The 11,614-nt window shown below is 62.2% G+C and carries 9 protein-coding genes and 2 pseudogenes; 8 read left to right on the forward strand and 3 right to left on the reverse strand.

Annotated elements, in window-relative coordinates:
* From MOV63_RS30640 to MOV63_RS30645, 3 genes and pseudogenes are all read right to left on the reverse strand, one after another.
* Positions 1-1,422: DUF882 domain-containing protein (locus MOV63_RS30640; protein ID WP_405029403.1), on the reverse strand; the 1,422-nt coding region annotated here is incomplete at its 3' end.
* A 188-nt stretch (positions 1,423-1,610) separates the two neighbouring features.
* Positions 1,611-1,787, reverse strand: a pseudogene (locus MOV63_RS33100) (helix-turn-helix domain-containing protein); the annotation flags it as partial.
* Positions 1,788-1,984: 197 nt separating this feature from the next.
* Positions 1,985-3,173 (reverse strand): annotated as a pseudogene (locus MOV63_RS30645) (sigma-54-dependent transcriptional regulator); the annotation flags it as partial.
* 151 nt (positions 3,174-3,324) lie between these two features.
* Between MOV63_RS30645 and MOV63_RS30650 the strand changes: the two are divergent.
* The 8 genes from MOV63_RS30650 to MOV63_RS30685 form a co-directional block, all read left to right on the forward strand.
* Positions 3,325-5,181, forward strand: a complete 1,857-nt coding sequence (locus tag MOV63_RS30650; RefSeq protein WP_247039439.1) for a M3 family oligoendopeptidase — start codon at positions 3,325-3,327, stop codon at positions 5,179-5,181.
* Between the two features lie 41 nt (positions 5,182-5,222).
* The gene (locus tag MOV63_RS30655) at positions 5,223-6,398 is read left to right on the forward strand and encodes an aminodeoxychorismate synthase component I (RefSeq protein WP_247039441.1); all 1,176 of its coding nucleotides are present in this window, start codon (positions 5,223-5,225) and stop codon (positions 6,396-6,398) included.
* Positions 6,383-7,087 carry an aminotransferase class IV family protein gene (locus tag MOV63_RS30660; RefSeq protein WP_247039442.1) on the forward strand — a complete coding sequence of 235 codons (705 nt, stop codon included), beginning with the start codon at positions 6,383-6,385 and terminating at the stop codon, positions 7,085-7,087. Before MOV63_RS30655 ends, MOV63_RS30660 begins: the two co-directional genes overlap by 16 nt.
* Complete coding sequence (locus MOV63_RS30665; RefSeq protein ID WP_247039443.1) at positions 7,088-7,465, forward strand: DUF4440 domain-containing protein; 378 nt, start codon at positions 7,088-7,090, stop codon at positions 7,463-7,465.
* Between the two features lie 2 nt (positions 7,466-7,467).
* Positions 7,468-7,644 (forward strand): hypothetical protein, encoded by a 177-nt coding sequence (locus tag MOV63_RS30670; RefSeq protein WP_247039444.1) that lies wholly within the window; start codon positions 7,468-7,470, stop codon positions 7,642-7,644.
* 65 nt (positions 7,645-7,709) lie between these two features.
* Entirely contained in the window at positions 7,710-9,161 is a 1,452-nt protein-coding gene (locus tag MOV63_RS30675) for a homospermidine synthase (protein ID WP_247039445.1), read from the forward strand.
* A gap of 193 nt (positions 9,162-9,354) precedes the next feature.
* The gene (locus MOV63_RS30680; RefSeq protein WP_405029404.1) at positions 9,355-9,726 is read left to right on the forward strand and encodes a hypothetical protein; all 372 of its coding nucleotides are present in this window, start codon (positions 9,355-9,357) and stop codon (positions 9,724-9,726) included.
* 213 nt (positions 9,727-9,939) lie between these two features.
* Positions 9,940-11,614: bifunctional UDP-sugar hydrolase/5'-nucleotidase (locus MOV63_RS30685; RefSeq protein WP_247039447.1), on the forward strand; the 1,675-nt coding region annotated here is incomplete at its 3' end.

The following is an 11,614-nucleotide window of genomic DNA, read 5'->3' on the forward strand; positions in this document are numbered from 1 at the left end:
CGGTTCGACGCTCTGGGCAAGCGCCGCAACGAGGGCCGGCGTCAGCTCCTGCTGTTCCTCCGCCTTGGCAGCGGGCGCCGCAGCGGCAATGTTCGGACGCTGGCCGGGAAGCGGCACGGAAGCGGCATCCTCTTGAGCGCGCATCGGGCCAACGGATGCGGTCATCACACCGCTTTCCGCGTCACCCTTGAAGCCACGCGGTCCGAGCAGCGTCGGGACCGGAATAGTGTAGGCGGAAAGATCGGCGAAGGTTTCGCCGCCGGGCTGGGCGGGAGCCGACGCCTGCAGGGCGAGCGCTTCCTGGGCCGGGTTACGCGCCGGAGAATAGAGAGCCGTCGCAAGCCCGCCCGCATCCGAACGGAAAGCCGGGCGCGAAAGCGGTACGGGCGCTGCAATCGTCTGTGCCTGTGCCGGAGCCTGGGCTTGAGCCTGCGTCTGGCCTGTCAAAGGCGAAGCCGAGGCAACCGCGACGGGCGCTTCGCCCTCGTCGTCGTCTGCAGCGGGCTTGGCAGCCGGAGCCCCACGCTTCGCCACGGCCGGAGCCGTGTTTTCCGCGTTGTCCTCCTCCTCGTCGGCACCACCGCCGCCGAACAAGAAGGCCAGCAGGTTCGGCTGCCGCTTCCGTTCCGAGCCGTCGCCGCGGATGCCGGCACCGGCGGTGCTGGCGATCTGGATCGAATCGGAACCGACGCGCCGCTTGTAATCCGCCATCGCCGCTTCGTAGCCGGGAAGCGGCTTGCCGTCGGCGGGAAGATGGATCGTGTTGCCGTTCGGGAATATCTGCACCAGTTCCTGGCGCGTCATCCGCGGCCAGGCGCGCACGCCGCCGACATCGAGATGCACGAAGGGCGAACCTGAAGTCGGATAATAGCCGACGCCGCCGACCTGCATCTGCATGGCGAGCCCGCGCAGCGTCGAAAGCTTCACGCCCGGAATGTAGAAGTCCATGGCCTTGCCGAGCATGTGCTGGCTGTTCTTGGCGACACCGGTGTAGCGCGAACGGGTGCGCAGCATGTTGTTGGTGGTGGGAGAACGATAGGCCGAAACCACATGGATATAGTCGGAAGCGCCGGAACGGCGGTAGACTTCCCAGACGAGATCGAAGAGCCGCGGGTCCATCCGCGCCGGCTCGTTGCGGCGCCAGTCGCGCAGGAACTGGTTGATCTGGGCGAGGCCCTTGGGATCGAACTTGCCATTGCGCTTGAAGGTGATGACGGCTTTTTCGCCGGTATGGACGAAATAGAGTTTGAGGCTCTTTTCCTGTGCGGCGGCATCACTTGCGGAGACCGAAAGCACGGGCAGAGCCATCAGCACCAACAGGGCGACGGCCGTAACGCATTTGGTGAGGCCGGCAAAAAGCCCGACTTTGCCGCCGCGCCTCTTCTCACCCGAAGGCGTTTCTTTTGCATACTGATCCGGCAAAACGATCCCCGTCCTGTCGACAACGTCCCACGTTGCCTCAAATGACTGTCAATTGCGGTGACACGATGGCAAATGTGCCACACATGTACAAGCTTCTCCCGTATAGTCAACAATTGACTAATCAGAGATTGACAGACGTTGGCAGGACATCCTTGCGCGAAGGTTAACACTCGCTAATACATTAGTAATTACGCGGCTTCCTTCAGGGGATCATCAGGATCGATGCCGTAATCCTTGAGTTTACGATAAAGCGTCGAGCGTCCGATGCCGAGCTTGCGGGCAACCTGGCTCATCTGGCCGCGATAGAACTTCAGCGCGAAGCGGATCAGCTCCTCCTCGACATCCGCAAGCTTCCTCACTTCGCCCGTGTCGTCGGTACTGACGATGACGTTTTCCTGGGGATAAGCGGCGGCGAGCATCGCCTTCGCATCCGGCCTGCCGACCCGCCCCTTGTCGTTATTGGCAAATACCGGCGAATCGGCGAGCGCCTCGCGCATGGCGTGATCGGACAAGACACCCGGCGCGGGCATGACGGCAGTCGCCGCCAGTTCCGCCTGCCGGAATTCCGGGATCTGCGCAGCGATCTGCGGAAAATCGTCTTCGGTAAGTTCGTCGCCCTCGGCAAGCACCACCGCCCGGAACACGGCGTTTTCGAGCTGGCGGATATTGCCCGGCCAGTCGTAGGCTGTCAGAAGCGCGAGCGCCCCGGCGCCGACCGACAGCGTCCTGTTGAGCTTCTGCTCGGTCGAGAACCGTTCGGCAAAGACGCGGGCGAGATGCGGAATGTCTTCCTTGCGGCGGCGCAGCGCCGGAATGGTGATCGGGAAGACGTTGAGGCGATAATAGAGGTCCTCGCGGAAGCGGCCGGCGCGGACTTCCTCGATCAGGTCCTTGTTGGTCGCTGAAATCAGCCGGACGTTGACCTTCTGGACCTTGGAGGCACCGACGGTCTCGACTTCGCCCTGCTGCACGGCGCGCAACAGCTTCACCTGCACGTCGAGCGGCAAATCGCCGATCTCGTCGAGGAAAAGCGTGCCGCCATCGGCTTCGACGAATTTGCCGGTATGTTTTTCAGAAGCGCCTGTGAAGGCGCCCTTCTCGTGGCCGAAGAGGATGCTTTCCACGAGATTGTGCGGAATGGCGCCGCAATTGACGGTAATGAAAGGCTTGCCGGCCCGGTCGCTGTTCGACTGGATAGCTCGTGCGATCATTTCCTTGCCGACGCCGGATTCACCTTCCAGCACCACCGGGATGTTGGAATGGGCGGCGCGCTGGGCGAGGTCGATGACCCGCAGCATGTCCGGGCTTGCCGAGATGATATCGCCGAAACCGACGGCGCCGGCGCGATGGCGGCGGCCGACGCGGGCCTTCGATTCCTTCTGGTCGAGCTTCAGCGCATTGGAAATCGAGGCGCCGATCCGTTCCGGCGACACCGGCTTGACGACGAAATCGAAGGCACCGGCGCGCATGGCCTGCACCACGTATTCGATGCTGCCCTGTCCCGTCTGGACGATGACGGGCGTTTCGACGCCGAGTTCACGGATCGCCGCAAGGAAGGTGAGGCCATCCATTTCCGGCATCATCAGATCGAGTACGATGACATTGATGTCGGTCGCGGTGCGCTTCAGGAACTCCAGCGCCACCAGGCCGTTCTCGGCAAGATGGGCGACATGGCCGTAACGTTCCACCGCATTCTTCAACAGGCGACGCTGAATAGGATCGTCATCGACAACGAGGATTTGCGCAATCATGCTCGGCTCCCAGCAATGGTCATCATGGCCCTTTTAGGCTGTTATGCCGCTGGTTGTGTCAGAAAGCCTTGAACATCCCCTTTTGAGAAAAGCTTGCATTTTAACGGCCGGCGAGGAAAACAGACGCAACAGGTTGAGAAGGAAAAAAGCGATGAGAATGTCCGCCCCCGCCCTCCCCGAAATTCTGGCCGCAACCGCCGCAGGCGCTGCCGCCTCCGACCCGGCGCTCGGCCTCCTGCCGGTCTGGAAGCTTTCGGATCTCTATGCCGCCAAGGACGCCCCGGCGTTTGCCGCCGACATGGAGAAAGCCCAGAAACTGTCGACCGCCTTCGAAGAAAAGTGGAAGGGCAAGCTTACCGAAGCCGCGACCAAGACCGGCGCCGGCGGCATCGGCGAGGCGCTCAAGGAATATGAGGCGCTGGACGATTTGCTCGGCAAGATCGGCTCGTTCGCCGGCCTCACCTATTTCTCCGACACCTCGAGCCCTGCCAACGGCAAGTTCTACGGCGACGTGCAGGCGAAGCTGACCGACCTCTCCTCGCACCTGCTGTTCTTCGCGCTGGAACTCAACCGCATCGACGACGCGGTGATGGACGCCTGCATGGACCGCGACCCTGCGGCCGGCCACTACCGCCCGTGGCTGGTCGACCTCAGGAAGGACAAGCCCTTCCAGCTCGAAGACAAGCTCGAACAGCTCTTCCTCGAAAAGTCGATGACTTCTGCTGCCGCCTTCAACCGCCTCTTCGACGAGACCATGGCCGAGCTTCGCTTCGAGGTCGACGGCGAGCAATTGCCGCTGGAGGTCGCCCTCAACATGCTGCAGGAGCCTCAGCCGGAGATCCGCGCAAAGGCAGCCGCAGCCCTGTCGAAAACGTTCGGCGAAAACCTGCGTGTCTTCACGCTGATCACCAATACGCTCGCCAAGGACAAGGAAATCTCCGACCGCTGGCGCGGCTTCGAGGACATCGCCGACAGTCGCCATCTCGCCAACCGTGTCGAACGCGAAGTCGTCGATGCGCTCGCAGAGGCCGTCAGGCAAGCTTACCCGCGCCTCTCGCATCGCTACTACGCGATGAAGGCGAAGTGGCTCGGCGTCGACCAGCTGAATTTCTGGGACCGCAATGCGCCGCTGCCGGAAACCCCGAACGCGCTGATCTCCTGGACCGAGGCCAAGGAGACCGTGCTCGACGCCTATCGCGGCTTCGCGCCGGAAATGGCCGACATCGCCGGCCGCTTCTTCGAGGAGGAATGGATCGATGCGCCGGTGCGGCCAGGCAAGGCGCCGGGCGCTTTCGCGCACCCGACCGTGCCGTCTGCACACCCCTACGTGCTCGTCAACTACATGGGCAAGCCGCGCGACGTGATGACCTTGGCCCACGAACTCGGCCACGGCGTGCACCAGGTGCTGGCCGGCGACCAGGGCGCCTTGATGTGCCAGACGCCGCTGACGCTTGCCGAAACCGCTTCCGTCTTCGGCGAGATGCTGACCTTCCGCGCGCTGCTCGAAAAGACCACGGACAAACGCGAGCGCAAGGCCATGCTCGCCCAGAAGGTCGAGGACATGATCAACACGGTCGTGCGCCAGATCGCCTTCTACCAGTTCGAGCGCAAGGTCCACACCGCCCGCAAGGAAGGCGAGTTGACCGCCGAGCAGATCGGCGAACTGTGGCTTTCCGTCCAGGGCGAGAGCCTCGGGCCGGCGATCAAGATATCGGAGGGTTATGAAAGCTGGTGGACCTATATCCCCCACTTCATCCACTCGCCCTTCTATGTCTATGCCTATGCCTTCGGCGATTGCCTGGTGAACTCGCTCTACGCGGTCTACAGTCAAGCCGCTCCGGGTTTCCAGCAGAAGTATTTCGAGCTTCTGAAGGCCGGCGGCACCAAGCATCACTCGGAACTGCTGAAGCCATTCGGCCTCGACGCCACCGATCCGTCCTTCTGGTCCAAGGGCCTGTCGATGATCGAAGGCCTGATCGACGAGCTGGAGGCTCTGGACAAGGCTTGAGGCATTCCCTTAATGCACGCCCATGCCCATAATACACTGCCATGAATGAGAAAGCGCCCTTCGCGCTCTTTCGCGACGACCCCGCCGGCCGGAGCCTCGTCTTCGACCGGCCGAAGGAAGTCGTCACGGCCCGGACTGCCGCCGAGGTGCTGCCCGCACTTCGGCGCCTGGAAGAGGCGCGTCTCGCTGGTCACTGGCTGGCGGGATATATTTCCTATGAGGCCGGCTACGTCTTCGAGGACAAGCTCCGGCCGCTGATCGTCGACAACCGGCCGACGCCGCTGATCGCCATGGGCATATTCGACAAGCGCTCGGGCAACGAACATCCGCTCGCCGGGCCGCCCGGCACGATCGTGGACGACGGTTCTTCGCAGGGCTCCTTCCTCAGCGAACCGCATGCCGGCTGGGATTTTGCGACCTACCGGGAACGGTTCGACCGGCTTCACCAGCACCTGCGCAACGGCGACTGTTACCAGGCGAACCTGACCATGCCGGTCGCAGCACGCTGGCACGGCGATCCGCTTTCCGCTTTCTGGTCCCTCGTCGCCCGCCAGCCGGTGCGCTACGGCGCATTCGTCGACCTCGGCGGCCCCGTCATCCTGTCGCGTTCGCCCGAACTGTTCTTTTCGGTCGATGCGGATCGTTTCATCGAAACCCACCCGATGAAGGGCACCGCCCCGCGTGGCGCGACCGCAGAGGAAGACGAATCGATCATCGCGGAAATGCTCGCCGACGAGAAGACGCTGGCCGAAAACCGGATGATCGTTGACCTGCTGCGCAATGATATTTCGATAATCAGCGAGGTCGGCACACTGTCGGTTCCGAGGTTGTTCGACATCGAAACCTATCCGACCGTCCACCAGATGGTGAGCCACGTGCGGGCAAAGCTGTTGCCCGAAATCGGCTTTCCGGACATCCTTGCGGCTCTCTTTCCCTGCGGCTCGATCACCGGAGCGCCGAAAATGTGGGCCATGCGCATCCTTGCCGATCTCGAAAGGGAGCCGCGCGACGTCTATTGCGGCGCCATCGGCTGGTGCGATCCGGCAGGCCCGATGCGATTTTCGGTGGCCATCCGCACGATCACGCTTTTCAACGACGAAAAAGCCGTCTTCAATGTCGGCGGCGGCATCGTTTTCGACTCGAAGGCGGAAGCCGAATATGACGAGTGCCTTCTGAAGGCACGTTTTGCGGTGGGCGACCAATGGATTTCTCGCTGATCGAAACAATGCGCTGGGAACCGGGCAAGGGCTTGCTCCGGGTCGACCAGCATCTGCGCCGGCTCAGCCGCTCGGCGGATGCCTTGGGTTTCCGCCAGCCCCCGGCGGATACGCTGAAACAGCTTCACGCGGCCACAGCCGCCAGCGAGACGCCGCTCCGCGTCCGCCTGGTCATGACCTATCGCGGCAAGATCGAGATCACCACCACGCCGTTCACGCCCCTGCCCGCCGATACGCTCTGGCGGATCCGGGTCGCCAGGACGACGCTTCCCTCTGATGACCCGACCTATCGCCACAAGACCTCCCGGCGAGAGCTCTACGAGGCTGCCCGTGCCGAATTTACACCGGAAGAGGCGGACGAGGTTCTGCTTCTCAATGAGCGTGGCGAGGTCTGCGAAGGCACGATCACCAACGTCTTCGTCGAACAGCCGGACGGTTCGCTGCTGACCCCGGCTCTGTCGAGCGGCCTCCTGCCGGGCATCCTGCGCGCCGACCTGATCCGCGAAGGACGGGCGAAAAGCCAGGTCCTGCGCCTCGCCGATCTCGAAAACCGCCGCTTCTTCGTCGGCAATTCCCTGCGCGGCCTGATCCCCGCCGAACTTGTCGCCCAGGCTGCGAGATCGGAGATTCCGGCGGAAGCCCCTCGCTCTGCAGCGCGCGCCGCCAAAATGGCGAGAGCTGGCCGATAGATGACCGCGCCAAAACCCCTCGCGGATCATCTGCTTGCGCTTGAAACCGCGCTGCAGACCCGAGAGGTTCGCAATTCCGAGGAAAAACTGCGCGAACTGCTGGCGCCGGAATTCCGGGAATTCGGCCGCTCCGGCCTCGCCTACACGTTCGACGACATCGTCACCCACCTCACCGCCGAGACCGGTCCGGACAACAGTTCGATCTCGGATTTCAGCGCAACGATGCTGAGCGACACGATCGCGCTCGCGACCTATCGCGGCACCCGCGTCAAGGACGACGGCAGCAGGCTCTTTACCAACCGCAGCTCCATCTGGCGCCTCGACCCCGACGGCAAATGGCGCATGGTCTTTCACCAGGGCACGGCATCAAAGCCCTGACCTTGGCCCAGACCGAATACAAGGCTCGCGCCGAGCCCGGCAGCTCTACTGAAATCCGCAACGACGCCCGCCGCAATCGAATAACCTCCTCGATTCATCTGCCGAAAATCGACAGGCTCTTTATTGTGACGAAGTTTTATGATCTAGAGCGCCGCGAATTGCCCGAGTGCAGCCTTTAAATTTCCATTCCACTGCCGAATAAGCGGGGCAGCGGCCCGACAAGGCCGCGATCAAGGAGAAAGACATGTCAGAGACTACCTATCCGGTTTATGGCGAAATCACCGGTCCGATCGTGATGATCGGTTTCGGCTCGATCGGCCGCGGCACGCTGCCGCTGATCGAACGCCATTTCAAGTTCGACAAGAGCCGGATGGTCGTCATCGACCCGCGCGACGAACCCTCCGACATGGAGATCCTGAAAAAGCACGGCGTCCGTCACATCAAGGAATATGTGACCAAGGACAACTACAAGGACCTGCTGAAGCCGCTTCTGACAGCTGGCGAAGGCCAGGGCTTCTGCGTCAACCTCTCGGTCGACACCGGTTCGCTCGACCTGATGAAACTCTGCCGCAAGCTCGACGTCCTCTACATCGACACGGTCGTCGAGCCCTGGCTCGGCTTCTATTTCGACAAGAACATGAAGAATGCCGAGCGCACCAACTATGCGCTGCGCGAAACCGTTCGGCATGAAAAGAAGAAGAACCCCGGCGGCGCGACCGCCGTTTCCACCTGCGGCGCCAACCCGGGCATGGTCTCCTGGTTCGTCAAGCAGGCGCTGGTCAACCTCGCCAACGACACCGGCCTGAAGTTCGACGAACCGGATCAGCACGACCGCGAAGGCTGGGCGAAGCTGATGAAGAAGCTCGGCGTCAAGGGCGTCCACATCGCCGAACGCGACACCCAGCGCACCAAGCACCCCAAGCCGCTCAACGTGTTCTGGAACACCTGGTCGGTAGAAGGCTTCATCTCCGAAGGCATGCAGCCGGCCGAACTCGGCTGGGGCACGCATGAGGAGTGGATGCCGAAGAACGGCAAGAAGCACAAGAAGGGCAACAAGGCCGCCATCTATCTCGAACAGCCGGGCGCCAACACCCGCGTCCGTTCCTGGTGCCCGACGCCCGGACCGCAGTATGGCTTCCTCGTCACCCACAACGAGTCGATCTCGATCGCCGACTATTTCACGGTGCGCGACAAGGACGGCGAAGTGACCTTCCGTCCGACCTGCCATTATGCCTATCATCCGGCCAATGACGCGGTTCTCTCGCTTCATGAGATGTTCGGCAATGGCGGCACTCCGCAGCCGGTCCACCACGTTCTCAACGAGGACGAGCTGGAGGACGGCATCGACGAACTCGGCGTGCTGCTCTACGGTCACGAGAAGAACGCCTACTGGTTCGGTTCGCGCCTGTCGCTCGAGGAAACCCGCCGTATCGCGCCTTACCAGAACGCCACCGGCCTGCAGGTAACCTCCGCCGTTCTCTCCGGCATGGTCTGGGCGCTCGAAAATCCGACCGCCGGCATCGTCGAAGCAGACGAGATCGACTACAAGCGCTGCCTCGAAGTGCAGCTGCCCTATCTCGGCCCGGTCGAAGGTCACTACACCGACTGGACCCCGCTCGACGGCCGCCCGGGCCTCTTCCCGGAAGAGATCGACACCAAGGATCCGTGGCAGTTCAAGAACATCCTGGTTCGCTAGTCTCGCGAATGGGTTCGCTGACTTCGCGAACGGGTTCGCTGATCCAATAAAGCACAATGGAAACCGCCTGCCTCACCGCAGGCGGTTTTTTGCATGTTGAAAGCTCTTGCCTTTTCAAGGCCACATCTTGCGTTACATAGAGCGATGGCGGCAAGGTTTGCCAACCGAAGCCGGACCGAATCGCGGGAGACTGATCATGAAATTTAAAGTGAGCTTTGCGCTCATCGCCGCAGCCAGCTTGACCGCCTGCGTTTCGTCCCCTCCGCCGCAACAGATGGCGGCCGTGCAGCCGCAAGGCGTCGAAGGAAGCTGGGTCGATCCGACCGGCATCGTCTCCTCGTTCCAGGCTGGCACGTTCACCACCCGCTCCAGCGACAGCAACGTGCTTATGGCCTCGGGCACTTACGTCAATGTTTCGCCGACCCTTGTCGAAATCAACATGACGTCGTTCGCGCGTGCTAACCAGCCTCGTCAATCACGCGTCGCCTGCATGCTTGCCAACCCGAACCAGCTCAACTGCACGCTAGACAGCGGCGCCCAGTTCTCGCTCGCCCGCCGTAGCTGAGGCGACGCATCCTCGACCGTTCATCGCAACCCCGCTCCGGCGGGGTTTTCGCGTTTTGCGCGCATTCATTTCCCAATGCGCCACTGTCACATTTCCCTTGAACCCACCGTCGGTTGATGAAAACATGCCCGCCGGAACGGTTGTCACATTGAAAAACTAGAACAGATAAAAGGGGCGGCGCAGCCGGCCGAATTAAGAAAGAGGAGAGATCAGATGAAGAAGACATTGGGGTTCGGGCTGCTGACTGCGTCGGTCATGGCTCTTTCGAGCGGCGCGGCATTTGCCGATTTCGAACTCAATATCCTGCACATCAACGACTTCCATTCGCGTCTTGAATCCATCAATGCGACGGATTCCACCTGCTTGGCCGAGGATGAAGGCAAGGGCGTCTGCTTCGGCGGCGCGGCCCGGCTGCTGACCGCGATCAACCAGACCCGCGACGCGCTGAAGGCTGAGAACAAGAACGTCATCCTCTTGAACGCCGGCGACAACTTTCAGGGTTCCCTCTTCTACACGACCTATAAGGGTGCGGCCGAAGCCGAAGCGCTGAACGCCATGAAGTTCGACGCGATGACCGTCGGCAACCATGAATTCGACGACAGCGACGACGTGCTTGCCACCTTCCTCGACAAGATCCAGTTTCCGGTCGTTACCGCCAACGTCGTTCCGAGCGCCGCCGCCAAGATCGGCAACCGCATCAAGCCGTCGCTGGTGCTGACCGTTGGCGGCCAGAAGATCGGCATCGTCGGCGCCGTCACCAACGACACCGCCGAAATCGCCAATCCCGGCCCGAACATCACCATTGCCGACGACGTCGCCAAGATCACCGAAGCCGTTCAGGGCCTGAAGGCTCAAGGCGTCGACAAGATCATCGCGTTGACCCATGTCGGTTACCCGCGCGACCTCGCCATCATCGCCAAGATCCCGGATGTCGACGTCGTCGTCGGCGGCCACACCCACACACTGCTCTCGAACGTGGCCAAGGGCGCCGAAGGCCCCTACCCGACCTGGTCGGACAATCCAGGCGGCTACAAGGTCCCGGTGGTCCAGGCTTTCCAGTATTCGAAATATCTCGGCGACATCAAGATCGTCTTCGACGACAGCGGCGTCGTAAAAAGCGCCGAGGGCGAGCCGATCCTCATGGATAAGTCGATCACGCCCGATCCGGCCTTCCTGGCTCGCGTTGCCGAGCTGAAGAAGCCGATCGAGGACATGAAGAAGAAGGTCGTCGGCGCGTCCGACGCGGTCATTGATGGCGACCGCCGCGTTTGCCGCGCCAAGGAATGCTCGATGGGCAACCTCGTCGCCGACGCCATACTTGACCGCACCAAGGGCCAGGGCATCACCATCGCCATCCAGAACGGCGGCGGCTTGCGCGCTTCGATCGATGCCGGCGAAGTCACCCAGGGTGAGGTCGTCAGTGTCCTGCCCTTCCAGAACACGCTCGCGACTTTCCAGCTCACCGGTGCCGATGTCGTCAAGGCACTCGAAAACGGCGTCAGCCAGATCGATGACGGCGCCGGCCGCTTCCCGCAGGTCGCGGGTCTCAAATATTCCTTCGACAAGTCGAAGCCGGCCGGAGCCAAGGTCAGCGACGTGCAGGTCAAGGAAGGCGACAAGTTCGTACCGATCGACCCGGCCAAGACCTACGGCGTCGCCACCAACAATTTCATGCGCGCAGGCGGCGATGGCTACGCCATCTTCAAGACCGGCGGCAAGAACGCCTATGACTACGGTCCGGACCTCGCCGACGTAACGGCGGAATTTGTTGCCGCCCACAATCCCTACAAGCCCTATACGGACGGCCGTGTCACCGACCTGACCCCGGCCAGCTACACCCCGCCGGCCAAGCCCGCGCCTGCCGCCCCACCGGCAGCTGCTCCGGCTC

Origin of the sequence: Neorhizobium sp. SHOUNA12A (genome assembly GCF_023006505.1) — a bacterium.
Classification (GTDB): domain Bacteria; phylum Pseudomonadota; class Alphaproteobacteria; order Rhizobiales; family Rhizobiaceae; genus Neorhizobium.

Excerpts from the sequence above, each read along its gene's own strand:
- MOV63_RS30650 (WP_247039439.1), top strand. The coding sequence starts at position 3,325 with ATGAGAATGTCCGCCCCCGCCCTCCCCGAAATTCTGGCCGCAACCGCC.
- MOV63_RS30655 (WP_247039441.1), top strand. The coding sequence starts at position 5,223 with ATGAATGAGAAAGCGCCCTTCGCGCTCTTTCGCGACGACCCCGCCGGC.
- MOV63_RS30660 (WP_247039442.1), top strand. The coding sequence starts at position 6,383 with ATGGATTTCTCGCTGATCGAAACAATGCGCTGGGAACCGGGCAAGGGC.
- MOV63_RS30665 (WP_247039443.1), top strand. The coding sequence starts at position 7,088 with ATGACCGCGCCAAAACCCCTCGCGGATCATCTGCTTGCGCTTGAAACC.
- MOV63_RS30675 (WP_247039445.1), top strand. The coding sequence starts at position 7,710 with ATGTCAGAGACTACCTATCCGGTTTATGGCGAAATCACCGGTCCGATC.